This is a genomic window from Paraburkholderia sp. WC7.3g, from assembly GCF_050436345.1.
Classification (GTDB): Bacteria; Pseudomonadota; Gammaproteobacteria; order Burkholderiales; family Burkholderiaceae; genus Paraburkholderia; species Paraburkholderia podalyriae.
On sequence record NZ_JBNDMA010000002.1, the window covers coordinates 254954 to 278866 of the forward strand.

26 protein-coding genes are annotated in these 23913 nt (G+C 65.5%); 11 read left to right on the forward strand and 15 right to left on the reverse strand.

Going from position 1 to position 23913, the window contains the following annotated elements:
- Positions 1 to 8: 8 nt before the first annotated feature.
- Genes fliM through fliR form a run of 6 tightly spaced genes read left to right on the forward strand, consistent with a single transcriptional unit; the run spans position 9 to position 3947 of the window.
- Entirely contained in the window at positions 9 to 1007 is a 999-nt protein-coding gene (gene fliM / locus OKW43_RS12635) for a flagellar motor switch protein FliM (protein ID WP_187632568.1), read from the forward strand.
- Positions 1000 to 1464 (forward strand): flagellar motor switch protein FliN, encoded by a 465-nt coding sequence (gene fliN / locus OKW43_RS12640; RefSeq protein WP_187632567.1) that lies wholly within the window; start codon positions 1000 to 1002, stop codon positions 1462 to 1464. Before fliM ends, fliN begins: the two co-directional genes overlap by 8 nt.
- A complete protein-coding gene (fliO, locus tag OKW43_RS12645; RefSeq protein ID WP_429451649.1) occupies positions 1457 to 2005 on the forward strand; it encodes a flagellar biosynthetic protein FliO in 549 nt (182 codons plus the stop codon). Before fliN ends, fliO begins: the two co-directional genes overlap by 8 nt.
- Entirely contained in the window at positions 2005 to 2814 is an 810-nt protein-coding gene (fliP, locus tag OKW43_RS12650; RefSeq protein WP_187632565.1) for a flagellar type III secretion system pore protein FliP, read from the forward strand. The genes fliO and fliP overlap by 1 nt, the downstream gene beginning before the upstream one ends.
- A gap of 34 nt (positions 2815 to 2848) precedes the next feature.
- Positions 2849 to 3118, forward strand: a complete 270-nt coding sequence (gene fliQ / locus OKW43_RS12655; protein WP_187632564.1) for a flagellar biosynthesis protein FliQ — start codon at positions 2849 to 2851, stop codon at positions 3116 to 3118.
- A 46-nt stretch (positions 3119 to 3164) separates the two neighbouring features.
- Positions 3165 to 3947, forward strand: coding sequence for a flagellar biosynthetic protein FliR (fliR, locus tag OKW43_RS12660; protein ID WP_187632563.1), 783 nt, complete (start codon positions 3165 to 3167; stop codon positions 3945 to 3947).
- Positions 3948 to 4023: 76 nt separating this feature from the next.
- Here fliR and flgL read toward each other — a convergent pair whose 3' ends face one another.
- The 12 genes from flgL to OKW43_RS12720 form a co-directional block, all read right to left on the reverse strand.
- Positions 4024 to 5250 carry a flagellar hook-associated protein FlgL gene (gene flgL, locus OKW43_RS12665; RefSeq protein WP_429447652.1) on the reverse strand — a complete coding sequence of 409 codons (1227 nt, stop codon included), beginning with the start codon at positions 5248 to 5250 and terminating at the stop codon, positions 4024 to 4026.
- An 11-nt stretch (positions 5251 to 5261) separates the two neighbouring features.
- Entirely contained in the window at positions 5262 to 7256 is a 1995-nt protein-coding gene (flgK, locus tag OKW43_RS12670) for a flagellar hook-associated protein FlgK (RefSeq protein ID WP_187632561.1), read from the reverse strand.
- Between the two features lie 129 nt (positions 7257 to 7385).
- The gene (locus OKW43_RS12675) at positions 7386 to 8159 is read right to left on the reverse strand and encodes a flagellar brake protein (RefSeq protein ID WP_187632664.1); all 774 of its coding nucleotides are present in this window, start codon (positions 8157 to 8159) and stop codon (positions 7386 to 7388) included.
- A 278-nt stretch (positions 8160 to 8437) separates the two neighbouring features.
- Entirely contained in the window at positions 8438 to 9442 is a 1005-nt protein-coding gene (gene flgJ / locus OKW43_RS12680; RefSeq protein ID WP_187632560.1) for a flagellar assembly peptidoglycan hydrolase FlgJ, read from the reverse strand.
- A gap of 12 nt (positions 9443 to 9454) precedes the next feature.
- A complete protein-coding gene (locus tag OKW43_RS12685; RefSeq protein WP_429447654.1) occupies positions 9455 to 10624 on the reverse strand; it encodes a flagellar basal body P-ring protein FlgI in 1170 nt (389 codons plus the stop codon).
- Between the two features lie 2 nt (positions 10625 to 10626).
- On the reverse strand, positions 10627 to 11325 hold the full coding sequence (flgH, locus tag OKW43_RS12690; RefSeq protein WP_187632663.1) for a flagellar basal body L-ring protein FlgH: 699 nt from the start codon (positions 11323 to 11325) through the stop codon (positions 10627 to 10629).
- Positions 11326 to 11354: 29 nt separating this feature from the next.
- Positions 11355 to 12143: a flagellar basal-body rod protein FlgG gene (flgG, locus tag OKW43_RS12695; RefSeq protein ID WP_187632559.1), complete on the reverse strand. Its 789-nt coding sequence runs from the start codon at positions 12141 to 12143 to the stop codon at positions 11355 to 11357.
- Between the two features lie 54 nt (positions 12144 to 12197).
- On the reverse strand, positions 12198 to 12956 hold the full coding sequence (flgF, locus tag OKW43_RS12700) for a flagellar basal-body rod protein FlgF (RefSeq protein ID WP_429447656.1): 759 nt from the start codon (positions 12954 to 12956) through the stop codon (positions 12198 to 12200).
- Between the two features lie 17 nt (positions 12957 to 12973).
- Positions 12974 to 14488 (reverse strand): flagellar hook protein FlgE, encoded by a 1515-nt coding sequence (locus OKW43_RS12705; RefSeq protein ID WP_187632557.1) that lies wholly within the window; start codon positions 14486 to 14488, stop codon positions 12974 to 12976.
- Positions 14489 to 14531: 43 nt separating this feature from the next.
- Positions 14532 to 15254, reverse strand: a complete 723-nt coding sequence (locus OKW43_RS12710; RefSeq protein WP_429447658.1) for a flagellar hook assembly protein FlgD — start codon at positions 15252 to 15254, stop codon at positions 14532 to 14534.
- 10 nt (positions 15255 to 15264) lie between these two features.
- Complete coding sequence (gene flgC / locus OKW43_RS12715) at positions 15265 to 15690, reverse strand: flagellar basal body rod protein FlgC (protein WP_027199188.1); 426 nt, start codon at positions 15688 to 15690, stop codon at positions 15265 to 15267.
- Positions 15691 to 15819: 129 nt separating this feature from the next.
- Positions 15820 to 16317 carry a flagellar basal body rod protein FlgB gene (locus OKW43_RS12720; RefSeq protein WP_187632555.1) on the reverse strand — a complete coding sequence of 166 codons (498 nt, stop codon included), beginning with the start codon at positions 16315 to 16317 and terminating at the stop codon, positions 15820 to 15822.
- A 218-nt stretch (positions 16318 to 16535) separates the two neighbouring features.
- Here OKW43_RS12720 and flgA point away from each other — a divergent pair, with 218 nt between their 5' ends.
- The 5 genes from flgA (at position 16536) to OKW43_RS12745 (ending at position 19940) form a co-directional block, all read left to right on the forward strand.
- The gene (gene flgA, locus OKW43_RS12725) at positions 16536 to 17963 is read left to right on the forward strand and encodes a flagellar basal body P-ring formation chaperone FlgA (RefSeq protein WP_429447661.1); all 1428 of its coding nucleotides are present in this window, start codon (positions 16536 to 16538) and stop codon (positions 17961 to 17963) included.
- 198 nt (positions 17964 to 18161) lie between these two features.
- A complete protein-coding gene (gene flgM, locus OKW43_RS12730) occupies positions 18162 to 18521 on the forward strand; it encodes a flagellar biosynthesis anti-sigma factor FlgM (RefSeq protein WP_187632553.1) in 360 nt (119 codons plus the stop codon).
- A gap of 92 nt (positions 18522 to 18613) precedes the next feature.
- Positions 18614 to 19060: a flagella synthesis protein FlgN gene (locus tag OKW43_RS12735; protein ID WP_429447663.1), complete on the forward strand. Its 447-nt coding sequence runs from the start codon at positions 18614 to 18616 to the stop codon at positions 19058 to 19060.
- Positions 19061 to 19350: 290 nt separating this feature from the next.
- Complete coding sequence (locus OKW43_RS12740; protein ID WP_187632551.1) at positions 19351 to 19533, forward strand: type II toxin-antitoxin system HicA family toxin; 183 nt, start codon at positions 19351 to 19353, stop codon at positions 19531 to 19533.
- Positions 19530 to 19940 carry a type II toxin-antitoxin system HicB family antitoxin gene (locus OKW43_RS12745; RefSeq protein ID WP_187632550.1) on the forward strand — a complete coding sequence of 137 codons (411 nt, stop codon included), beginning with the start codon at positions 19530 to 19532 and terminating at the stop codon, positions 19938 to 19940. The genes OKW43_RS12740 and OKW43_RS12745 overlap by 4 nt, the downstream gene beginning before the upstream one ends.
- A 90-nt stretch (positions 19941 to 20030) precedes the next feature.
- Here the strand turns inward: OKW43_RS12745 and OKW43_RS12750 are convergent, their stop codons facing one another.
- From OKW43_RS12750 to flhF, 3 genes are read right to left on the reverse strand one after another with little or no spacing between them, the layout of a single operon-like run.
- Entirely contained in the window at positions 20031 to 20765 is a 735-nt protein-coding gene (locus tag OKW43_RS12750) for an RNA polymerase sigma factor FliA (RefSeq protein ID WP_429451652.1), read from the reverse strand.
- Between the two features lie 36 nt (positions 20766 to 20801).
- Positions 20802 to 21671: a MinD/ParA family ATP-binding protein gene (locus OKW43_RS12755; RefSeq protein WP_187632549.1), complete on the reverse strand. Its 870-nt coding sequence runs from the start codon at positions 21669 to 21671 to the stop codon at positions 20802 to 20804.
- Complete coding sequence (gene flhF, locus OKW43_RS12760; RefSeq protein ID WP_429447666.1) at positions 21664 to 23652, reverse strand: flagellar biosynthesis protein FlhF; 1989 nt, start codon at positions 23650 to 23652, stop codon at positions 21664 to 21666. Before flhF ends, OKW43_RS12755 begins: the two co-directional genes overlap by 8 nt.
- Positions 23653 to 23913: the final 261 nt, after the last annotated feature.

Consider the following 23913-nt stretch of genomic DNA (forward strand, 5'->3'; position numbering starts at 1 on the left):
AATAAGCAATGGGCCACGAAGAGTTCATGTCCCAGGAGGAGGTCGATGCCCTCCTGAAGGGCGTCACCGGCGAATCCGACACGGAATCCGAGCAAAGCGACCGCACGGGCGTGCGCCCGTACAACATCGCGACGCAGGAGCGCATCGTCCGTGGCCGGATGCCGGGCCTCGAAATCATCAACGACCGCTTCGCGCGCCTGTTGCGCGTCGGCATTTTCAACTTCATGCGGCGCTCGGCGGAAATCTCCGTCGGCCCGGTGAAGGTGCAGAAGTACAGCGAATTCACGCGCAATCTGCCGATCCCGACCAACCTGAACCTGGTCCACGTGAAGCCGCTGCGCGGCACGTCGCTGTTCGTGTTCGACCCGAACCTCGTGTTCTTCGTGGTCGACAATCTGTTCGGCGGCGACGGCCGCTTCCATACGCGCGTCGAAGGACGCGATTTCACGCAGACCGAGCAGCGCATCATCACGAAGCTACTCAATCTGACGTTCGAGCATTACGCGGCGTCGTGGAAGAGCGTGCGCCCGCTGCAGTTCGAATACGTGCGCTCGGAAATGCACACGCAGTTCGCCAACGTCGCGACACCGAACGAGATCGTCATCGTCACGCAGTTCTCGATCGAGTTCGGCTCGACGGGCGGCACGCTGCACATCTGCATGCCGTACTCGATGATCGAGCCGATCCGCGACGTGCTGTCCTCGCCGATCCAGGGCGAGGCGATCGACGTCGATCGCCGCTGGGTGCGCGTGCTGTCGCAGCAGGTGCAGGCTGCCGAAGTGCAGTTGACCGCCGACCTCGCGCAGGTGCCGGTCACGTTCGAACAGATCCTGAACATGCGCAAAGGCGATGTTCTGCCGATCAACATCCCCGAGCACATCACCGCGAAAGTCGACGGCGTGCCGGTGATGGAATGCGGCTACGGAATTTTCAATGGTCAGTACGCGTTGCGGGTCCAGAAGATGATCAGCGCAGCCGACACGATGAAGGAAGGTGGATATGAGTGACCTGAACGCAAAGCCCGAGAGCGATCTCGCGGCAGCCGAGCAACTCGCCGCCGGCGCGCTGTCCGCCGCGGACGAAGACGCGGCGATGGCCGACTGGGCCAGCGCGCTCGCCGAACAGAACGGCAACGACGAAATCAACCCGGCTGCGGGCGCCGTGTTCCAGCCGCTGTCGAAGGTCGCGCCGACCTCGACGCACAACGACATCGACATGATCCTGGACATTCCCGTCCAGATGACGGTCGAGCTCGGCCGCACCAAGATCGCGATCCGTAATCTGCTGCAGCTCGCGCAGGGCTCGGTCGTCGAACTCGACGGTCTCGCCGGCGAGCCGATGGACGTGCTCGTCAACGGCTGCCTGATCGCCCAGGGCGAGGTGGTGGTCGTCAACGACAAGTTCGGTATCCGGCTGACCGACATCATCACGCCGTCCGAACGCATCCGGAAACTCAATCGATGATACGTTTGGCCGGTCGCGGCGTCCTGTTTGCGTTCAAGGCGCTCGCCGCGAGCGCCACGGTGCTCGGCGCGTCCACCGTCGCGCGCACGCCGCCGACATGAACGCGGTCAACAACGCCGCGAAGTTCGCCTCGGGCGTCGGCGCGGGGAGCGCGGTGCCGGCGCTCGGCGTCGGTGCGGTGCTGCAAACCTTTGTCGGGCTCGCGGTCGTCATCGGCCTCGTGTTCGGCTGCGCGTGGCTCGCGCGACGTTTCGGCCTGCAACCGGGGCAGCGCGGCGGCCTCGTGAAGACGGTCGGCGGCGCTTCGCTCGGCGGCAAGGAGCGCGTCGCGGTCGTCGAGATCGGCGATACATGGCTGGTGCTTGGCGCTGCGCCCGGCAACGTGCGGCTGCTGCATACGATGCCGGCGGGTTCCGTCGCGGCCGATACGGTTGCCGCTTCGCCCGCACCGCTTTCCGGCACCTTTGGCCAACGCTTTCGCGACGCCCTGAAAGGCGAAGTGGGCAAACGTTTCAACGCGCACGGCGGCGGGGATCGGTAATGCAGGTCAGTTTCAGGCAGTCAGGTGCTTTCCTCACGCTAGCGCGCCGTGTCGCGCGGGCGCTTCCCGCAGTGCTGCAACTCGCGCTGCCGGCATTGCTGTTCGCGCTGCCGACGCTATCGTTCGCGCAAACCGCCGGCCTGCCGGCCTTCACGACGAGCCCCGGCCCGAACGGCGGCACGACCTACTCGCTGAGCGTGCAGACGATGCTGCTGCTCACGATGCTGTCGTTCCTGCCCGCGATGGTGCTGATGATGACGAGCTTCACGCGCATCGTGATCGTGTTGTCGCTGCTGCGCCAGGCGCTCGGCACGACCACGACGCCGCCGAATCAGGTGCTCGTCGGTCTCGCGCTGTTCCTCACGCTGTTTGTGATGTCGCCGGTGCTCGACAAGGCCTATAACGAAGGCTATAAGCCGTTCTCCGAAGGCACGATCTCGATGGACCAGGCGGTGTCGCGCGGCGTCGCGCCGTTCAAGACCTTCATGCTTCGTCAGACTCGCGAAAGCGACCTTGCCCTGTTCGCGCGCATCTCGCATGCGGCGCCGATGCAGGGGCCCGAAGACGTGCCGCTGTCGCTGCTGGTGCCGTCGTTCGTGACGAGCGAGCTGAAGACCGGGTTCACGATCGGCTTCACGATTTTCATTCCGTTCCTGATCATCGACATGGTTGTCGCGAGCGTGCTGATGTCGATGGGGATGATGATGGTGTCGCCGGCGACGATTTCGCTGCCGTTCAAGCTGATGCTGTTCGTGCTCGTCGACGGCTGGCAGTTGCTGCTCGGCTCGCTCGCGCAGAGCTTCGTCTGATCGTTTTCCGACTTCTCGTTCGCAGGCACTCACGATGACACCCGAAGCAGTCATGACGCTGGCCCACGAGGCCATGTACATCGGCCTCATGCTGGCCTCCCCGCTGCTGCTCGTCGCGCTCGTCGTCGGTCTGCTCGTGAGCCTGTTCCAGGCCGCCACGCAGATCAATGAAACCACGCTGTCGTTCATTCCGAAGCTGCTCGCGATCGCGCTCACGCTGGTGATCGCCGGGCCGTGGATGCTGACCACGATGCTCGACTATCTGCGCCACACGATCACCAGCATTCCGACGCTCGTCAATTGAGCGCCGCTGGCACGTCGACGCACGCCCACCCTGCCCTGTTCGCCTCATGTTCACGGTCACCTACGCGCAACTGAACGTCTGGCTGACCGCGTTCCTGTGGCCGTTCGCGCGTATCGCCGCGCTGATCGCGACCGCGCCGGTGTTCGGCAATATGTCGCTGCCCTCGCGCGTGAAGATCGGCCTTGCCGCATTCACGACGATCATCGTCGCGCCGACGATCGGCGCGCTGCCGCAGGTCACTGTCTTTTCGGCGGCCGGCGTGTGGATTCTCGTCAATCAGTTCCTGATCGGCATCGCGCTCGGCGTGACGATGCAGATCGTGTTCCAGGCGATCGACGCGACCGGCTACTTCATCGGCCTCGGCATGGGGCTCGGCTTCGCGACCTTCTTCGATCAACAGGCGACTGGCTCGGGCGTCGTGATCTCGCGCTACATGACGACGATCGCGACGCTGGTGTTTCTCGCCATCGACGGTCATCTGCAGATGATCGCCGCGCTCGTGACGACTTTCCAGTCCGTGCCGGTGTCGGCGAACCTGCTCGCGCCGCATGGCTGGCAGACGCTCGCGAACTGGGGCGGCTCGATTTTTTCCGCGGGGCTGTTGCTCGCGTTGCCGGTCGTCGTCGCGCTGCTGATCGCGAACCTCGCGCTCGGCATTCTCAATCGCGCGGCGCCGCAGATCGGCGTGTTCCAGATCGGCTTTCCGCTGACGATGCTGGTCGGTCTGCTGCTCGTGCAGCTGATGCTGCCGAACATGATCCCGTTCTTCGTGCGGCTGTTCGATAGCGGCATCGATCAAATGGGGCGGGTCGCGGCGGCGCTGGGGTAACGCCGCGCAAATCCCGAACCGTGGACGAAAAAAAACCGGCTCGCGCCGGTTTTTTTACTGCTGCGCCGAAGCGGCATCAGTTGCCGATGTACTGGAACAGCGACATGCTCTGGATCTTCACGAACGCTTGCTGCGACGCCTGCAAGGCCGCCTGCTGCAGCGTGTACTTGCTGATTGTCTTGACCATGTCGGTCGAGGTGAGGTTCGCGAGATCGCTTGCCGTTTGAGTGGTGTTGGTCTGAGTGACCGTTTGCAGCGCCTCGACTTCCTGCTCGCGGCCGCCCACCGACGCCTGCACCGCGGTGATGTTGTTCAACGTGTTGGCAAGCTGCGACAGACCCGTGTTCATCGCGTTCTGCAGCGTCGCCGACGCCACGTCGTTGCCGCTCACCGGCTGCTGAAGCGCGGCGATCATCGCGTTCAGGTTCGCGAACACGTTGGTGCCTGCCTGGTTGGCCGGCTGCACGGTGAAGGTGTCGTTGGCGGCCGGCGTGCCGGTGATGTCGACGGTCTGGCCGCCGATCGTGATGTTCGAACCCGACGTGTAGGGCTGCGCCGTACCCGCGGTGTTGGTCGTCGTGTCGGTGACCGTGTAGGTCAACGAACTGCCGCTGCCGCTGAACTGGATCTGGTACGAGTCCGCGTTCGCCGCGTTGGTCGGATCGGTGATCGTCACCGGGCCGATCACGCCGGTGCCGGTGTTGGCCGAACTGCCCGAGGCGATCGGCTGCGCATTGGTCGCGCCGACGCTCATGAATACCGACAGGCCGTTGTCGCCGGTCGCGACCGCATTGCTATCGGTGACCTGCACGGTGCGCGAGCCGGTGTCGCCCGTATAGACGACGGTGCCGGCCGAATCGGTCGTGAAGGCCTTGGTCCCATTCTGGAAGCCGGCGAACAGCGCGTTGCCGGAGCCGTCGGTCGCGTTCGCATAGGTCAGCAGCTGGTCGCGCAGGCTCGTCAACTGCGCGGCGATCGCCTCGCGGTTGGTGTCGTTCAGCACGCCGCTGCCGACGCTCAGACCCAGCGTGTTCGCGCTTTGCAGCGTCGTGATGACGCTGGAGAGCGTCGAGTCCTCGGCCTGCAGCGACGACAGCGCGGTGTTCTGGTTCGTCGTGTACTGCGACAGCGCGGCCGCCGTCGAACTGAGCTGCACCGCCTGCGCGGCGCCGAGCGGATTGTCGGCGGCCGTGGTCAGGCTTTGGCCGCTCGAGATTTCCTGATAGATCTGCGACAACTGAGCCTGTTGGTCGCTCATCGTCGACACGTTCATGCTGAAGTACTGCTGGGTCGAAATTCGCATGGTTCAACGCCTTACGAGAAGATGCCAAGCAGAGTCTGGAACAACGTCTGCGCGGTCTGGATGACCTTGCTGTTGGCCTGATAGAGCTGCTGGTATTGAAGCAGGTTGGCCGCTTCTTCATTGATATTGACGCCCGACACCGACTGCTGCGCCGACGTGATCTGCGTGACGAGCGTGCTTTGCGCGGTCGCCGACGTCTGGATCTGCGTAGTCTGGTTGCCGATCGTGTTCACGTAGCTCGCATACGCGCCGGTCAGCGTCGAGGTGCCGCCGTTGAGCGCCTGCGCCGAAGTCAGGTTCGACAGCAGTTGCGCGTTGCGGCCGTCGTTGGTCGCGCCGGTGTTCGGACCGATCGTGAACGAGTCGCCATTGGCGGGCGTGCCGCTGAGCGTAACCGTCACGTTGTTCATCACGCCCGCGCTCGTCGCGTTGGTCGGGTTGGTGATCGTCAGCGTCGCGCCCGCGCTCGCCGTGTACGGCACCGCGGTCGTCGCCGCGCTGATCGTGTACGACGTGGACGGCGAACCGGCAACCGTCACCACCGAGCCGACCGGGAAGCCGGTGAGGCCGGTGCCGGCGGTGTAGGTGATCGTCGACTTGCTGGTCGGCGCGCTGTAGCCGGCCGATACCGTGCCCTGCGTGATCGTCGCGCTGCCCGTGTTCGACGTCGAGGCCGACGCGAGCACCGGCGCCGCCGCCGCGATCGCCGAAGCGGACGTGGTGGTCAGCGCGAAGCCGTCCAGCGCGCCCCGGGTCGGCTCGACCGAGAACGAGTCGCCGGCCTTCATCGTGCCGCTCGCGACCGAGAACTGCAGGCCGCCGATCGGGTTGTTCAGGTTCGCCGCCGACCCGACGATGCCGCCGGTCTCGTTGTCGGTCAGCGTGTAGGCGCTGCCGTTGTACGACAGCGTGTAATCGCTCGTAGTCGGCTGGGCCGCGTTGGCGAACGACGCGCCGAGCGTCGCATTGCCGGTGTTCTGCGGGTTCGCGTACACAGTCGGCGAGCCGACGGTGAACAACGCGCCGCCCGCGGTGCCGTTCAGCGTGAGGCCGAGCTCGTTCTGCGCGTTGACCTGCGCGGCGAAGCTGGTCGCGATGGCGCCGAGTTGCGCCTCGGCCGGATCGAGCGTTTGCGAGCGGAATTGCAGCAGGCCGCCGAGCGTGCCGCCAGACACGCTCGTGTCGGACAGCGTCTGCGGGGTCGGCGCGGGCTTCGCGCCGGCCTGGCCGAGATACTGGACCGACAGCTCGCTCGGATCGCTCGTCGACGTCGCCGTGCCGAGGTTGAAGCTGTTGCCGGCCAGCACGAGCGGCTGTCCGTTCGACATGAACAGGCTATAGCTGCCCTTGTCCTGCACGACCGACACGCCGACCAGTTGCGACAGGTTCGACACCGCCTGGTCGCGCTCGTCGAGCAGCTGGTTCGGCGGCTGGCCCTGGTTGCTAGCCTGCGTGATCTGCGTATTTAGCGACGCGATCTGCGCGGTGTAGGTGTTGATCTGCTTGACCGCGTCGCCCAGCTGCGTGTTGACGCTCGAGCGCAACTGGTCGTACTGCTGGCCCGCCGCGTTGATCTGGTTCGCGAGCGTCTGCGCGTCGCTGATCGCGGTCTGCCGCGTCGACACGCTCGATGCGCTGTTGGCGACGTTCTGCAGGCCCGTGAAGTAGCCGCTGATCGCGCTCGCAATCCCCGAGGTCGGACTGCCGACGAGGTTGTTGAGCTCGGTGATCATCGTGTTGTACGCGGTGAGCGAGCTGCTCGACGACTGCGCGTTGTTCAGCTCGGTCGTCAGGTACTGGCTATACGAGCGCTGCACGGTGTCGGTGGAGACACCCATCGGCAGGTAGCCGGAGCCGGTATACGTTCCGCTCGTCTCCGAATACACCGGAGTCTCCACCGTATAGCCGGGTGTCGACGCGTTGCTGATGTTCTCACCAGTGGTCGTCAAACCCCATTGGGCCGCGTTGAGTCCGCTAAGGCCGATAGTCAACAGATTGCTGGACATGCGTCATCCTGAAGGGCGGCATCGCAGACATGCCACCGCGTTAGTGGAACATCCTCTTTAACGGCCCGCCGCGCAAAAAATTGAGGGCCATTCCACTTCGTTTGCGGTCGCCGCGCGTTGCCTCGCCGCTCAGCGCGCCAGCGAGCGGCGCTTCATTTCGAGCTGCGTAATCAGCCGTTGCAGCGTGTTTTCCGCGCTGCCCGGCAGCGTCAGGAAACGAAAGCCGAGCTGATAGCGCTGCGTGCCATTCGGCAGCGCGAGCGAGCGATGCGACACGAGCTGCAGATCCAGCGACAAACGGCCTAGCGCGCCGAGTGTGAGCTCGCAGTCCCTCAGGCGTGCGCCCATCGGCAGTTCGCCGACGCGCTGGTCGGTCGTGCGCATGCCGACGCCGCCGAGCGACAGATCGTGCACCTCGAAGCGGAACGTGTCGCCCTCGGGCAGGCGGCCGGTACACAAGAACGGATCGAGAATCGGCGCGGCGACGCGGAAGTACTCGCGGCGCTGCACGTGGAACAGCACCTCGGGGAAGTCGGCCTCGAACGCCGGCAGTCCTTCGAAGCGGGTTTCGCGCGGCGTCGGGGTCGTGAACTCGACGCGCACGCCGTCGGGCGACGCGTGGAACTGGCAGCGCGGCGCGCCGAGCAGCTCCGCGTTCTGATCGGAGAGCGCGCCCCAATCGAAGGTGAAAGTGCGTTCGCGCACGTCGACGTCGAGCAGGCGCGTAACGAGCTGCCCACCCGCGTATTCGACGGTGAGGAAGTCGCCGCGATTGACGAGATTGCGCAGTTGCACGCCGATTTCCAGCGGATTGCGGCGGCCGAAATCGGGAACGCTCTCGTCTTCCGGGAGGTGCGGCTGACCGTTCGTGTCAGTCTGGCCGTTCGACTGGTTCATATCCATGGGCTTGCCGGTAAGCATGTTCTTGCGGGCATGTGCCACGGCCTGGCCGTCGACTCTGAGGGTCTTCATGCAAGCCGCACCACACGCGTTCGACCGGACCTTACAGCGCTATTCCGGTATCGGGTCTAACTCGTTAGCGGCAGCATCCAGCCAAAATTTAGGGGCTTCTATTAAATATTTGCCGGAAATCTCGCGCAAACGTTAAAACCGTATCCGCCCCATTTTCCGTGATTTTGTTCGTTTTATGCACGCGGCCTCGTCGCGTGCATTGTTTTTAATCAGCCCATTTTCTGCATGATCGACATCAGCTTTTTCGCGTAATGCGGATCGGTCGCATAACCGGCGCGCTGCATGCCGTTCGCAAAGCCGTTGACGTCGCGCGACGAATTGATCACCTGCGCGTAACGCGGGTTGTTTTTCAACATGCTCGCGTAATCGGTCATCGCTTCATCGTACGAGTCGTACGCGCGGAATTTCTCGACCGTGCGATGCGGCTTGCCGTTCACGTATTCGGTCGTGACTGTCGACACGGTCTTGCCGGTCCAGTCGTTGCCCGCCTTGATGCCGAACACGTTATGGCTGGTCGTGCCGTCGGCCTTCTTGATCTCGCTCTTGCCCCAGCCCGATTCGAGCGCGGCCTGACCGATGATGAAGCGCGCCGGAATGCCCGTCGCCGCGCTCGCGGCCTGCGCCGGCGCGGCGAGCTTGTCGACGAACGCGTCGACCTTCGGCGAACTGCCGTCGCCGCGCACCGGCGGCGTCAGCGCGCTATTGGCCGAGTAGGCGCGGCCGAGCGCGAGCTGGCCGTTTGTGTGGGCGTTGCCGTAGGCGCGCGCGAGCGCGTTCAGCGCCGCGCTCTGGCCTTGGTCGCCGCCGCTACCGCCACCGAGCGCGTTGGTCATGCCGGCGAGACCGCCCGCCGCGCCCGCGCCGTTCGCGCCATCCACCTGCATGCCCTGGTTGCGCATCAGCTGTTTGAGCATCGCGTCGGCGACGCCGATGCCCTTCTTCGACAGCTGCTGCGCCATCTGCTGATCCATCATCGACGTGAAGGTCGCGGTGTCGTGCGAATCGAACGGACCGTCATGCGGCGTCGCATCGCGCATGCTCTTGAGCATCATCTGCGTGAACACGGCGTCGAACTGCTGCGCGGCCATCTTCATGCCGGCTTGCGGCGACGCTTTTGCCTGCGCGCTCAGTGCGCCGAAGCCCTGCACGTCTAGCGCGAACCGGCTGGTCAGATCGTTGGCGGAGTTCACGCTATTGGTCGTATCGGAATTCATCTGGCGTGCTCCTTAGATGATTTCAAGGTCGGCGCGCAACGCGCCGGCTGCTTTCATGGCCTGCAGAATCGACATCAGATCCGCGGGCGTCGCACCGAGCGCGTTGAGCGCCTTCACCACGTCGGCGAGATTCGCACCGGCGTTCACGAGTTTGAGCGCGCCGTTGTCCTGCTTCATCTGGATCTGCGACTGCTGCGCGACCACCGTGCGGCCGTTCGAGAACGCGCCCGGCTGGCTCACCACCGGCTGTGTATTGATCACGACCGACAGATTGCCGTGCGCGACCGCGCAGTTCTGCAGGCTCACCATCTGGTTCATCACGATCGAGCCGGTGCGGGCGTTCAGGATGACCTTCGCGGCCGCCTGCGCGGGCCGCACTTCGAGGTTCTGCAATTGCGCCATGAACGAGACCTGCTGCTGCGGATCGGCCGGCGCGCGCAGCTGGATCGTGCGGCCGTCGAGCGCGGTCGCGGTACCGCCGCCGAACGCATTGTCGATCGCCGCGACGACGCGCTGCGTGGTGTCGTAGTCCATGTCGTTCAGGTCGAGCTGCATCGTGCCCGCCTGCGACACCGCGGTCGGCACTGAGCGCTCGACGATCGCGCCGCTGGTGATGCGCCCCGCGGCCAGCTGGTTGACCTGCACCTTGCTGCCGTTCGCGCTCGCGCCCGCGCCGCCGACTGCGACGTTGCCCTGGCCGAGTGCATACACCTGGCCGTCGGCGCCCTTTAGCGGCGTCAGCAGCAGCGTGCCGCCGCGCAGGCTCTTCGCATTGCCCAGCGACGATACCGTGATGTCGATCGCTTCGCCGGGCCGCGCGAACGGCGGCAACACCGCGGTCACCATCACGGCGGCGACGTTCTTCAGCTGGATATTCGACAGCGACGACTGCGAGTTGCTCGAGCCCGCCGCCTGGTTGTTGATCGAGATGCCGAGGTTCGCGAGCATGTTCGCGAGCGTCTGCGTGGTGAACGGCGTCTGCGTGGTCTGGTCGCCGGTGCCGTCGAGGCCGACCACGAGGCCGTAGCCGATCAGCGGGTTGTCGCGCACGCCCTGGATCTGCGCGAGGTCCTTCAGGCGCTCCGCGTACGCGGGCGTGGCGGCCTGCAGCGCCGCGCAGGCGAGCGCGACGAACATCAGTGCGCGGCCCGCGCGCGACAGCGTGTGGAAGACGATACCCATGATCACCACGGCGCCACGTTGAGGAAGAACCGCTGCAGCCAGCCCATGTTCTCCGCTTCGTTTATGTAACCCTTCGCGGAGTATTCGATTTTCGCGTCGGCGACCTGGGTCGAGTACACGGCGTTCAGACTCGAAATCGTGTTGGGATTCACGACACCGGAAAAGCGCACGAACTCGTTGCCCTGATTGATCAGCATCTGTTTCTCACCGCTGACGATCAGGTTGCCGTTCGCCTGCACGCCGGTCACGGTCACGGTGATCGTGCCGTTGAACGTATTCGACGCGTTCGCGCCGCCGGTGCCGGCAAAACCGTTGGCGCCGGTCGCGCTCAGGTTGGTCTTGGCGAACAGGCCGCCGAGAAAGCCCGCGGTCGGTACGTTGAAGCTCGTGCTGCCGTTGCGGTTCGCATTCGCGCCGGACGACTTCGTCGCGTTGATGTTCTCGGCGATCACGATCGTGATGATGTCGCCCACGTTGCGCGGCCGCTGGTCTTCGAACAACGGACGGCCCGCGTAGCCCGGGTTGTAGATCGAGCCCGGCGCCTGCGCCTGCGGCGGCAGCGGCGGCAGCGCGGTCATCGGTTGCTGCGTGATCGGTTGCTTCGGCACGAGTGCGCAGCCGCCGAGCGCGGCGAGCAGCGCGAGCTGCACGAGCGCCTCGGCCGTGCGCGAATGAACCGGAGTGCGAGTGGAATGCGACATCATCGTTAACCGCCTTAAATTTCCAGTCCTCAAACCTGCATCTGGCTCAAGGTCTGCAGCATCTGGTCGGAGGTCGTCACGGCCTTGCTGTTGATTTCGTACGCGCGCTGCGTCTGGATCATGTTCACCAGCTCCTGCACGACGTTCACGTTCGACGCTTCCACGTAACCCTGGTTGAGCGTGCCCGAGCCGTTCAGGCCCGGCTGCGCCACGTTCGGCGCACCCGACGACGCGGTCTCAGAGAACAGGTTCTCGCCCTTCGCGTCGAGGCCGGCCGGGTTGATGAAGGTCGCGACCTGCATCGAGCCGAGCTGCTGCGTGTTGCTCGATCCCGACACGGTGATCGACACCACACCATCGCTGCCGATCGTCAGCGAGGTCGCATTGGTCGGGATCGTGATTGCCGGAATCACCTGGTAGCCGCTCGACGTGACGAGCTGACCTTGCGCGTTGGTCTGGAACGAGCCGTCGCGCGTGTAGGCGGTCGTGCCGTCGGGCATTTGCACCTGGAAGAAGCCGGCGCCGTTGATCGCGACGTCCTTGGAGTTGCCGGTCTGCTGCAGGTTGCCCTGCGTGTACAGGCGCTCGGTCGCGACCTGCTGCACGCCGGTGCCGAGCTGGATGCCGGACGGCAGCTCGGTTTGCTGCGTCGAGTTCGCGCCCGGCTGGCGGATGGTCTGGTACAGCAGATCTTCGAACACCGCGCGCGAGCCCTTGAAGCCGTTGGTGCTGACGTTCGCGAGGTTGTTCGAGATCACGTCCATCTGCGCCTGTTGCGCATTCATGCCGGTAGCGGCGATGTAGAGTGAGCGGTTCACTTATGGTTCTCCAAAGTCCGGGGCGCGCCTCGTAGCGCACTCCGTGGCAAGCCGTTAGCTGAAGCTGAGCAGCTGGTTGGCGGACTGATCGTTCTTGTCGGCGTTTTCCAGCAACTGCGTCTGCATCTGGAACTGGCGCGCGTTGGTGATCATCGAGACCATCGCGCTGACCGGATTCACGTTGCTGCCTTCGAGCGACGCCGGCGCGAGCGTCACGGTCGGATCGGCGTCGGCGGGGTTGCCGTCGGCGGTACGAAACAGACCGTCATCGCCGCGCGTGAGCGACTGCGGATCGGGATTGACCAGCTTCAGTTGATCGACAGTGACGACAGCGGTGGGCGGATCGCCCGGCGTCAGCGCCGACACCGTGCCGTCCTTGCCGATCGTGATCTGCGCGCCCGGCGGCACCGATACCGGCCCGCCGTTGCCGAGCACGACCTGATTGGTCGCGTTCACGAGCTGGCCGTTTTCGTCGATGTGCAGATTGCCCGCGCGCGTGTAGGCCTCGTTGCCGTCGGCGGTCTGCACCGACAGCCAGCCCGGCCCCTGAATCGCGACGTCGAGCGGATTGCCGGTCTGCTGGATCGGCCCCGGCGTGTAGTCGGCGCCCGGTGTCGACGACAGCACGAAGGTGCGGGTCGTGTCGTCGTTGACCGTGCTGCCGTCACCGAACGACATCGGCACGGCGCGGAAAGTTTCGAGCTGCGCGCGAAAGCCCGTGGTCGACGCGTTCGCGAGGTTGTTCGCGACGATCGCCTGCTGTTCGAGCGCCTGCGCGCTGCCCGACATCGCGGTGTAGATCAGCCGATCCATGAAGAGGTCCCGTTGGCTTACAGGTTGATCAGGGTCTGGTCGACGGCCTGCTGGGTCTTGATCGTCTGCGCGTTCGCCTGGTAGTTGCGCTGCGCGGTGATCAGATTGACCAGCTCGCTCGTCAGATCGACGTTCGAGTTCTCGACCGCGCCGCCTTGCAGCACGCCGTGGTTGGTCGAGCCCGGCGTCGAAATCTGCGCGACGCCCGAGGCAGCCGTCTGACCGTACTCGTTGTTGCCGAGATCGACGAGGCCGTTCTCGTTCGAGAAGTTCGCCAGCACGATCTGGCCGAGCGCCGCGGTCTCGCCGTTCGAGTAGTTGCCGGTCAGCGTGCCGTCGGAGCCGACCGTGAAGCTCGTCAGCTGGCCCGCCGCGAAGCCGTCGGTCGACAGGCTGTTCACGCCGTCCTTGCCGCCATACTGCGTGGTGCCGGCCATGTTCAGCGTGACGTTCTGCGGCGTGCCCGAACCGTCGGTGGTCGGGATCGACATGGTGAACGCGCCGAGCGTCGCGGTCGCGAGGCCGGTCGTCGCGTCGGTCGTGCTGACCAGCGTGCCCGACGAATTGAAGTTCGCCGTGCCGATCAGCTTCGCGGTGCCGGTCGACGGGCCAGCGTATACGTTCCACGTGCCCGAGCCCGTCTTCGCGAAGTACATGTTGACCGTCTGCGAGCCGCCGAGCGTATCGTAGACGGTCGTGCTCGTCGAATAGTTGTAAGTCGACGAGCTGCTCTGGTTGAACGTGGTCGGGTTCTGCGTGATCGTGTAGGTGTCGGTGGCGGCCGGCGTGCCGCTGAACGTAATGCTTTCGCCGTTGCCGAGCGTGATCGCCGTGCCGGCCGTGTAGTTCTGCGACGCCGTGGTCGTGCCGAGCGTGTTGTCCGTGACCGTGTAGGTGGTCGGGCTCGTGAAGTTGATCGTGTACTTGTCGGTGTTGGTGCCGGCGGCCGCGTTGGTGATCGTCGCGCCGGTCGTGTTCAGCGTACCGGTGTTGCCGGCGCCGGCCGTGGCGGTCGGCGCGCCGAGCATGAGGTTGTCCTGCGCGTTCAGGTTCAGGCCCGCGGTGATCGAGGTGGTCGCCTTCGGCGCGATGTTCGCGGTCGGCACCGTCAGCGGCACGGTCTGCGCGGTGTTGATGATGCCCGAGCTATTGGCCGCGTAGCCCATCAGATCGAGGCCCTGCGCGTTCGTGATGAAGCCGTTCTTGTCGAGCTGGAACACGCCGTTGCGCGAATAGGTCAGCGTGCCGTTGTTCGACATCTGGAAGAAGCCATTGCCGTTGACCGCGACGTTCAGCGCCTGGTTCGTCGTGTTGATCGTGCCTTGCGAGAACTGCTGCTGCACTTCGGCGAGCTTCGTGCCGATACCGATCTGCTGGCTCACCGCGGTCGCGACCGAATTGGCGTACATGTCGGCGAATTCCGCGGTGCCGCTCTTGAAGCCAACCGTGTTGGCGTTGGCGATGTTGTTGCCGATCACGTCGAGATCGCTCGACGACGCCGACAGACCGCTCAAACCTGTTTGGTAACTCATGACGTACTCCGTATCTGCAAAGTCGTAACTGGATGGATGCGGCTTACAGGATCGCGGCGACGCTGGTCAGGCCGACCGTCGAGCCGTTCGACAGCACGAGGCCCGGCGTGCCGCCGCTCTGCTGCACGACGCTCTCGACCGTCGCGCCGGTGAGCGTGGTGGCCGTCGCCTGCTGGCCGTTGATCGTGCCGGTTGCGGTGATCGTGTAGGTGCCGTCGGCGAGCGTGTTGCCCGCCGAGTCGGTCGGCGTCCAGCCGACCGGAATCGTGCCGGCCGACTGCTTGCCGAGGTCGATCGTGTTGACGATCGTGCCGGCCGAGTTCTTCACGACGACCTGCAGGTCGCTGACGGAGTTCGCGAGCGTGACGCCGAACTCGTTCGCTTTGCCGCTCGACACGGTGATCGTGTTGCCCGACGCGAGCACGGTCGAGCCGATCAGCAGCGCGGCCTGCGACTGCTGGCCGGCCGACAGTTGCGTCGACAGCGACGACAGCGACGTATTGAGCTGGCTGATGCCCTGCACCGTGCTGATCTGGGCGAGCTGCGAGGTCATCTGCGAGCTGTCCATCGGATTGGTCGGGTCCTGGTTCTTCATCTGCGCGACGAGCAGCTGCAGGAAGGTGTTCTGCAGGTCCGTCGCCGAGGTGCCGGACGTGCTGCTCATCGAGCTGGTCGCACTCGAGCTGCTGCTCGTGCCGTTCATCGTGTCGAGCAGCGTCTGCGAAACGGTCGTGCCGCTGCCGCCGATCGTGGTGTTGGTGGTCAAGGCTCTCTCCTCAGGTTCCGATCGTGAGCGTTTTCAGCATCAGGGTTTTGGCGGTGTTCAGCGTTTCGACGTTGGCCTGGTACGAGCGCGAGGCCGAGATCATGTTGACCATCTCCTGCACCGGGTCGACGTTGGGCAGCGTCACGTAGCCGTTCGCGTCGGCGGCCGGATTGCCGGGTTCGTACGCGGTCTTCATCGGCGACGGATCGTCGACGACGCCGGTCACCTGCACGCCGCCGACCTGCTGGCCGGAGCCCGAGCGCGCGCCGCCGAGCGGGTTCACCGCGAACACGACCTGCTTGGCCTTGTACGGCTGACCGTCGGGGCCGGTCGTGCTGTCCGCGTTGGCGAGGTTCGACGCCGTCACGTTGAGCCGCTCCGATTGCGCCGACATCGCGGAGCCCGCGACACCAAAAATGTTCATCAGGGATGGCATGTTTCCTGACCTCTCCTGCCGGTTCGCACCGGCGTTACGTTAAGTCCCGTAGCGTTCGTTTTCCTGCGCGCTGGCTGGCTGGATTCAGCCGCCATGCGCTCTGCTTGTGTGCCGTGCGGCCTGTCCGGCTTACGAGCCCGACGTGATCGCCGACAACATCGTCTTGATCTGGTTCGACACGACCGTCATACCCGACTCGAAGTGCACCGTGTTGTCGGCGAACTGCACGCGCTCGGTGTCGACATCGACCGTGTTGCCGTCGAGCGCCGGCTGCTGCGGAATCCGGTATTGCAGGTTGCCGTAGTCGTCGGGGCTGCCGCCCGTCGCCGTCAGCGTGGCCTTGCCGCTCATGTGGCCGGCCTCGGTGGTGCTCATCGACATGCCGCTCGTCGCGCCCGCGGGTTGCGTCATCGCGAGCGTCGAGCCGTTCGATGCGCCTTGGCCCGCGGTGCTGCCGCCTGTCTTCTTCAGCGCGCCGGCGAGCGACGACGCGAAGTCGATATCGCGCGCCTTGTAGCCGGGCGTGTCGGCGTTCGCGATATTCGACGACAGCAGTTCCTGCCGGTATGCGCGTACATCCATCGCCTGCCGGCCGAACGCGAATTCGGCATCGAGTTTGTCGAGCATGGGAATCTCCCGAGAACGTTTCCAAGGTCGTCCCGTGTGCGCATCGTGCGAGACACGCGGCGGGTGCGAAGGCCTTTTTGCATGTGATGCATCTTATGGGCCGCGTGCAAGCGGCAATCGGACGAATAACCGGGAAAGGGGGCTTCTATTCAACGTTTGCGCGCAAGGGGTGCTCACTAGAATGCAAGGCGTACCGATGCATTCGATGGAGACCCGCGATGGACCAGCCCACTAACACCTTGCCGCAGCGTGCGAGCGGCACGAGCGTGGGCGCGCGGCCGGGGCGGCGCTCGTTCGCGCGTTGCCTGACGCATTGCCTGACGCGGCTGGTCGTGAACGTCGCGGTATGGGTCGCGGGCGGCATCGTGCTGTTGCCGGCCACGACCCGGGCGCAGGATGCGGGTGGCCCGATCGTGATTCCAGGACCCGCCGAGAAAAATCCCGCCGCGCTGAACGATCTCGCGCAACGGATTCAGACGCCGGCGCAGCGCCGCGCGTCGGCGGCATCGCTCGCCGCGGCGAGCGCGCAGTCGCTCGGCCGCGCGAGCGTCCCGCGCGACACCGATGCGTTCGGGCGCGCCGCGAACGCGAGCGGCGCGATCGTCATTGCGGGCGCGGGCGAGCCCGCCGCCGCCGCGCCGGCAATCATCCGCACCAACTTCAAACCGGACGCCAACGGCGTGGTGACGATTCCGCCGGCGGCCAGCACGGGCGCGTCGGGCGTCGCGCGCGTCAATGCCGAAGCGGGCTCGGCCGTCGGCCTCGCGAATCCGCGCGCGGTCGCGGCCAATCCGCCGCAAGGCGGCGGTTTCGACAGTCTCGCGTCGCGCGGCGAGCCGCCCCAGTTGGGCGCGAATGGCAAGCCGGTCGCGACCGTGCCCGGGCAGCCGGCCAATCCCGCGATCGCGGGAATGCCCGCCGCATCGTCGGGCACGCGCCAACCGGCGAGCGCCGCCACGATCGCACAGAGAACACCGCAGACCGGTACCGCCGCGCCGCCCGCGCAACCGGCGCCGCTGCCCGGCCAGCAGGACCCGGAAGCGATTCACGCGAGCGCGCTCGCGTTCCTGCAACAGCAGGCCGTCGGCTTGCCCGGCAAGGTGGACATTACAGTCGCGCCCGCGTTTCCGCGCGGCCTCGCCGCGTGCACGTCGCTCGAACCGTTCATGCCGACCGGCGCGCGCCTGTGGGGCCGGCTGACGGTCGGCGTGCGCTGCGCGGGCGAGCGGCCGTGGACCATTTATCTGCAGGCGCGCATCGCGCTGCATGCGACCTATTACCTGGCCGCCCGCGCGATGGCGCCGGGCGAAGTGCTGACGGCCGCCGACCTGGTCGCGCGTGACGGCGACCTGACCGGCCTGCCGCAGGCGATCGTCACCGACCCGTCGCAGGCGGTCGGCTCGGTCTCGCTCGTGCGGATCGCGGGCGGCATGCCGCTGCGCCGCGACATGCTGAAGAGCGCGTCGGCGGTGGCGATCGGCCAGACCGTGCGGGTCGTCGCGGCCGGCGACGGTTTCTCGATTTCGTCCGAGGGCAGCGCGATGAACAACGCGTCGCCCGGTCAGCAAGTGCGCGTGAAGACCGCGAACGGCCAGATCATCTCCGGCATCGTCAAGGACGGCGGGACGGTGGAGATCCAGATGTGAGCGGGCTGGCGGCAATGACCACGCTCGAAGCTGCTGCCGCGGTGGCGAGAGCAGCCAAACGGACATTGACGCGGGCATTGAAGCGGGCATTGAGAGGGGCAGATGGCCACCGGTTGGCGGGCCGGGTGTCGAGCGATTGCGCTAAAGTTTTGATCGGCGGTTGCCGTTATCAGGATCAAATCGTTAGGGAAGCCAATCGTGAAAGTCGATCCCACCACCTCTTCGAATCTGGCGTCGTTGAAAGACGCATTGTCCCGCTCACAGCAAAGCGGCGAAACCACGCCGGCAGCCAGCGCCGCGCAGGGCGCGACGAGCACGGCCGCGCCGGCCGCGAGCAGCGCGTCGGGCGACACCAGCGTGAGCCTGTCGGGGCTGTCGCAGCATTTGCGCAGCCTCGCGGCCTCCGGTTCGGCCGACATCGACACCGCGCACGTCGAGTCGATCAAGCAGGCGATCAAGGACGGCACGCTGCAGATCGACTCCGGCAAGATCGCCGACGGCGTGCTGCAGACGGCGCGCGACCTGTTGCAGAACAAAACCTCGTCGACCGGCAACTGATCGGCATCTCGCCGCGCGGTGAGCTGCCGGGCGGCGTCCGACCAACTCGGTTCGCGTGGTTCGCGGGCCGGTGTGCGTAGCGAGTTGTTGACATGAAAGACGCCCTGGTTGCCACCCTGATCGAAGAATATTCGACCGTCGAGGCATTCGCCTCGATCCTCGCTCTCGAAACCAAAGCGCTGACGGCGGTCTCGCCGCTGGAGCAATTGCCCCCGATCGTCGAGAAGAAAACCGAGCTGATCGGCGTACTCGCGAGGCTCGAAACCGCGCGCGACACGCATCTGGCCGAACTCGGCTTTCCGGCCGGCTGGTCCGGCATAGAGCTCGCGGCGAGCACCGACGAGCGCGTCGCGACGCAATGGAAGCTGCTGCAGAAAGCGGCCGAGCGCGCGCGGCGCGTCAACGCCAACAACGGCGAGCTGATCCGCGTGCGGATGGAGTACAACCAGCGCGCGCTGAAGGCGCTGCAGGTCAGCGTGCCGCGCAAGACGAACCTGTATGGGCCCGATGGGCGAGTTCCGGCTTATTCGGGACTTTGAGGGGCCGGCCGCCCGGCCTGCAATCGAGCAAAGATCCGATATGAAATGAGAAGGCCCGCCATCGGCGGGCCTTGTCGTTTTTCCGCTGCCGCTTTTTCACCCACGTTCCGCTCCATGTCACGCTGCGTTAGCTGTTTGGCTAGCTAGCGCTAGTCCACCCGTCACGCTGAAATGGTGACTTCCGTCGAGTTTTCGCCAGCGCCCGGCTTCGACTTGGCCGCGCATCAATAGGCGGAAGCTTGCCCGCTAGTCAGCGTGTGTAATCGTGTGTATGATGGAGGGTGTGATGTATGAACAGTGCCGAGGTCGTCAAATTGATTCAAGCGAATGGCTGGCAGCTCGTCCGCAAAGCGGGCAGTCACCATCATTTCAGGCACGCGGGAAAACGGGGGCTCGTGACGGTCCCGCACCCGAAAAAAGATTTGCCGGCCGGCACCCTGAACAGCATTCTGAAACAGGCGGGGCTCAAATGAAGCATCTGATCTTTCCGATCGCCATCGAACCCGGAGACAATACGCACGCGTTCGGCGTCGTGGTGCCCGATATTCCGGGCTGTTACTCCGCGGGCGACACGCTCGAAGAAGCGTATGCGAACGCAAAACAGGCGATCGAATCGCATCTCGAAACTCTGCTCGACGAAGGGCTGCCGCTGCCCGAGCCGCTCGCGCTCGGCGAGCATCGGCGCAATCCGGAATTCGCAGGGTTCACATGGGGTTTCGTGACGACGCGCAATATTCCGGCGCTGAAGAAGGCGGTCCGTATCAACATCTCGCTGCCCGAGGTGCTGGTGCAGGAGATCGACGCGTATGCGCAGGCGCGCGGTATGTCGCGCTCGGCATTTCTCGCGCTCGCAGCCGAACATGAGATGGCGGACGCATGAGCAACCAGGCGGCCCGGCGCGAATCGGCATCGGCGCGCCGCCGCATCCAGAGCCAGCGCTTGAAAAGCGGCGGGCTGTCCCGCGGCGGCATCAGTTCGTTTCGGCGTTCGCCCAGGCCATTTCGCGCAGCCGGGTGCGCAGGCGTGCCACGGCCTGGCTGTGCAGCTGGCACACGCGCGATTCGCTGACTTCCATTACCGCGCCGATCTCGCGCAGATTCATGCCGCGCTCGTAGTACAGCGACATTAGCAGCTTCTCGCGCTCCGGCAGGCGGTCGATTGCTTCGACGAGCGCGGAGCGCAGGCTGTCGTCGAGCAGCGCCGACAGCGGATCGGAATGATCGACGCAGTAGCGGTCAAGAAAAGGTTCGTCGTCGGCGGAGCGGTCGAAGTCTTCGTAGTAGATCAGCTGGCTGCCGTGCAGGTCCTGCAGCATCGACTGGTATTCGTCGAGCCGCATCTGCAGGTGCTCGGCGACCTCCGCCTCGCTCGCCGAGCGGCCGAGGTTCTGCTCCACCTTGTGCACCGCGCTTTCCACTTCGCGCGACGTGCGCCGCAGGCTGCGCGGCAGCCAGTCGTTGCTGCGCAGCTCGTCGAGCATCGCGCCGCGAATCCGCTGGCTGGCATAGGTCTCGAACTGCGCGCCCTGGTCTTCCTTGTAGCGGCCGGCGGCATCCAGCAAGCCGATCATGCCGGCCTGGATCAGGTCGTCGAGATCGACGCTCGCCGGCATTTTCGCGACAAGCTGCAAGCCGAGTCGACGCACGAGCGGTGCGTACTTCGCCAGAACTTCGGCCTGAGAAATCTTTCCCTGAGCGTTATACATCGACATCGTGCTCCCCTTGTCCTTCGTGCGGGCCTTTCAAGCGTGCTGCGCGGACGGTTGGTCGGCGTGGTGCGCCGCTGTAACTGTCGCAGGCGCCCGCCAGGGCGTTTGCGACGACATCGCTGGCCGCATCGGCCAGTACTGCAATTCGGCGGCGAGATGGCGGAAGTCGCGCGCGGCCGGTGTCGACGGAAACGCGTCGACCACACAGCGCGACAACTCGAGCGCCCGCGCGATGCGCACGTCGGCCGCAATGCAGCCGGCGTTTTCCAACGCGACGGTCAGGTAGCGGCCGGCCACGCCGGCGAGATTGCCGAACGCGGCTTGCGCGTCGTTGGCGCTTTGCACGTGATTCGCGAGCACGCGCAACTGCGCGATCGCGTGCGCGTAGTGCAAGCGCTTGATGCACGCATACGCGTCGGTGATCGCCTCGCCCAACATGCGCGCGACGATCATCACGTCGTGCGCCTGCTTGGCGAGGGGCGACAGATGCCCTTCGTCGTCGAGCTGCGCGTCGATCAGCACGATGTCGGCCGAGCCGCCGAGCAGCACGCTGAGTTCGGCCTCCGTATGGCCCTCGCGGTTGTTGCGCGAGGCGGACAGCACCGAAAAGCCGAGCGCGTGACGCGCCGCAGCGAAATCGACCGGGGTCTCGCCGCGCATCACCGCCGCGAAGTTGCCCGCGCCGCGCAAGCCGCCAAGCATCGCGCTCACCGATTTGTCACCGACGCATTCGTCGATCACGAGCACGTCCTTGCCCTGCTGCGCGAGCGCCGCGGCGAGGTTGACCGCCACGGTCGTACTGCCCACGCCCGTCGACGCACCGGCCAACGCGATCACGCGCGCACCGCCGCGCGCGAGCAGCCGCCGCAACCCTTCGGCCTGATCGGAAACGAATTTATCCAAAGCGAACCTCGTGCAACTCGGCCGTCGAACGCGCGGACAGCGAGGACAGCAAAGCGGGGATGTCGTCGTCGTGCGGTACGAACGGCGAGTTGTCGCGCGGAACGCAGAAGGTGCTCTTGATCAGGAATTTTTTCGTCGCGACGTACAGGTTCTCCGGCACCTTCTGTCCGGTCGATACGTAATGCACCGGCAGCTTGTAGCGGATCACCGTATCGAGCACCCCGCCCAGGTTCGTCGCTTCGTCGAGCTTGGTCAGAATGCAGCCGGCGAGCGGCTGCTGGTCCGGCGCGCGCTGATACGCCTGCACGACTTCGTTCAACGTGTCGCCGTGGCTCGTCGCGTTGAGCAGCAGCAGGCGTTGCACCGGCTGGCCGGCGCGGCACAGCATCGCGATCTGGTCGGACACGAGGCGGTCGCGCTGGCTCATGCCGATCGTGTCGATCAGCACGATGTGCTTGTTGCGCAGCTCGGAGAGCGCGAGTTGCAGATCGGCGCTGTCCTTCACCGCGTGCACCGAGACGCCGAGAATCTTGCCGAAGATGCGCAGCTGTTCATGACCGCCGATGCGGTAGCTGTCGGTCGTCAGCAGCGCCACCTTGCTCGCGCCGAAGCGCATCACGCAGCGCGCGGCGAGCTTCGCGGTGGTGGTCGTCTTGCCGACGCCGGTCGGACCCATCAGCGCGAACACGCCGCCGCGCTCCATCAGCGCGTCCTCGTCTTCCATCACCGGCAGGTTCGATTCGAGCACCGAGCGCACCCAGTCCATGCCGCCGTCCATCGTTTCGATGTCGTCGGGCAGGTTGTCGACCATCATCTGCACGAGCTGCGCGGAAAAGCCCGCGGCGAACAGATGCTTGGTGAGCGCGGCGCCTCCGGGGTTGCGGCGCTGTCGATCGCCCCACAGCAGACCCGCGAAGTGCTCTTCCATCATGTCGCGCATCGACGACAGTTCGTGCATCACGGTGTCCTTGACGACCTGCTCCATGCGCCCCTTGATCGCCTCGGCGACGGCGGCCGGCGAGCGGCTTTCGTCGGTGGCCGACGGCACAGGCGCGATCTTCTGCGCGGTGCGGCGCGCGGCGACTTCGGCGGCTTCGCGCGCCCAGTCGGGCGTATCGATCACCGGCGGCGCGGCTACCGCCCGCGCGTCGACCGCGCTGCCGAGACCCTTGGAGGTCGCGACGGCGGGCGTCATCGCGGCGGGACGGGCGCTGTATTCGCCGCTTTGTTGCTGCTGCTCAGCCGCGATACGACGCGCATGATCGATGAGCCACGGATTCGACTCGGCCATCGTGCGCGGCGCGGCGGCTGCGCTCGATGCGACAGCCGGCGATACCGGCACTCCCGCGGCTTTCAGCAGATCCGCGCGGATGTCGTTCGACAGGCGCGCGGCCGCGGCGCGGGCACTCGCGCCGGAAGGTGTGGCTGAAGCGGCGGGCGTGGCCGGTGCGTTGAACGAAGTGACTGCGTTGGGTGCTGGTTGACTCGCGGCGGGTGCGGCGCCTGTCGCGATGGCTGCGGACGCGGCCGTCGTGGCGCTCGTGCCGCCCGTCGACGGATAGGTATTTGCGGCGGCCAACGGCGCTTCATTCGCGGCCATGTTGAGCGCCGGGCTAGCCATAAAATCCGCAGCCGCGTTCGCAGGAAAATCCGCCGGAAAATTCGCCGGCGCGATCACCGACATCGCTTCAGCACCCGCTTCCGGGCTCGCGCCGAACACCGACGAAAACACATCCGGCATGGCGCTCGCGTACGGATTCATCGGCGCCGCGGGCAAGCCGCGCGGCGTGAGCATCGATGCGGCGCCTTCGCGCGCTTTCGGTGTGATCGCGGCGAGATCGCTATCGGCGAGCGCGACGATTTCGACGCTGCCGTCGTCCATCGTGCGATTCGACAGCACGACCGCATCGGAGCCAAGTGCTTCGCGAACGAGACGCAACGCATCGCGACTGGTAGCACCGACAAATTTACGAATGTTCAAGCTGGACCCCCGATGAGGTATACGGACTGGCGGACCGGCAATACACCGTGTCCCATTGCAATCAATTATTGCGAAAGGCGTCGGGCGACGATCGATGGATAAAGACCGTTAAAGGTCGGCAATTCGCTTGATGGACACACGTCAGAAGCATCGATTGACGAGGTCGGCAAAGGCGTTTCAGCGTTACAACGGCATGCGGAACCCGAAGCGGAAATGAAAACCGGCGCCCCCTGGAGCGCCGGTTTGTGTGGTGTCCTCAGC

Excerpts from the sequence above, each read along its gene's own strand:
- OKW43_RS12720 (WP_187632555.1), bottom strand. The coding sequence starts at position 16,317 with ATGCTCGACAAACTCGATGCCGAATTCGCGTTCGGCCGGCAGGCGATG.
- OKW43_RS12740 (WP_187632551.1), top strand. The coding sequence starts at position 19,351 with ATGAACAGTGCCGAGGTCGTCAAATTGATTCAAGCGAATGGCTGGCAG.
- flgA (WP_429447661.1), top strand. The coding sequence starts at position 16,536 with ATGGACCAGCCCACTAACACCTTGCCGCAGCGTGCGAGCGGCACGAGC.
- fliN (WP_187632567.1), top strand. The coding sequence starts at position 1,000 with ATGAGTGACCTGAACGCAAAGCCCGAGAGCGATCTCGCGGCAGCCGAG.
- flgH (WP_187632663.1), bottom strand. The coding sequence starts at position 11,325 with ATGTCGCATTCCACTCGCACTCCGGTTCATTCGCGCACGGCCGAGGCG.
- OKW43_RS12750 (WP_429451652.1), bottom strand. The coding sequence starts at position 20,765 with ATGTATAACGCTCAGGGAAAGATTTCTCAGGCCGAAGTTCTGGCGAAG.
- flgL (WP_429447652.1), bottom strand. The coding sequence starts at position 5,250 with ATGCGAATTTCGACCCAGCAGTACTTCAGCATGAACGTGTCGACGATG.
- OKW43_RS12735 (WP_429447663.1), top strand. The coding sequence starts at position 18,614 with ATGAAAGACGCCCTGGTTGCCACCCTGATCGAAGAATATTCGACCGTC.
- fliQ (WP_187632564.1), top strand. The coding sequence starts at position 2,849 with ATGACACCCGAAGCAGTCATGACGCTGGCCCACGAGGCCATGTACATC.
- flgK (WP_187632561.1), bottom strand. The coding sequence starts at position 7,256 with ATGTCCAGCAATCTGTTGACTATCGGCCTTAGCGGACTCAACGCGGCC.
- flgJ (WP_187632560.1), bottom strand. The coding sequence starts at position 9,442 with ATGAATTCCGATACGACCAATAGCGTGAACTCCGCCAACGATCTGACC.
- OKW43_RS12675 (WP_187632664.1), bottom strand. The coding sequence starts at position 8,159 with ATGGATATGAACCAGTCGAACGGCCAGACTGACACGAACGGTCAGCCG.
- OKW43_RS12745 (WP_187632550.1), top strand. The coding sequence starts at position 19,530 with ATGAAGCATCTGATCTTTCCGATCGCCATCGAACCCGGAGACAATACG.
- fliM (WP_187632568.1), top strand. The coding sequence starts at position 9 with ATGGGCCACGAAGAGTTCATGTCCCAGGAGGAGGTCGATGCCCTCCTG.
- OKW43_RS12685 (WP_429447654.1), bottom strand. The coding sequence starts at position 10,624 with ATGGGTATCGTCTTCCACACGCTGTCGCGCGCGGGCCGCGCACTGATG.
- fliR (WP_187632563.1), top strand. The coding sequence starts at position 3,165 with ATGTTCACGGTCACCTACGCGCAACTGAACGTCTGGCTGACCGCGTTC.
- flgC (WP_027199188.1), bottom strand. The coding sequence starts at position 15,690 with ATGCCATCCCTGATGAACATTTTTGGTGTCGCGGGCTCCGCGATGTCG.
- fliP (WP_187632565.1), top strand. The coding sequence starts at position 2,005 with ATGCAGGTCAGTTTCAGGCAGTCAGGTGCTTTCCTCACGCTAGCGCGC.
- flgF (WP_429447656.1), bottom strand. The coding sequence starts at position 12,956 with ATGGATCGGCTGATCTACACCGCGATGTCGGGCAGCGCGCAGGCGCTC.
- OKW43_RS12705 (WP_187632557.1), bottom strand. The coding sequence starts at position 14,488 with ATGAGTTACCAAACAGGTTTGAGCGGTCTGTCGGCGTCGTCGAGCGAT.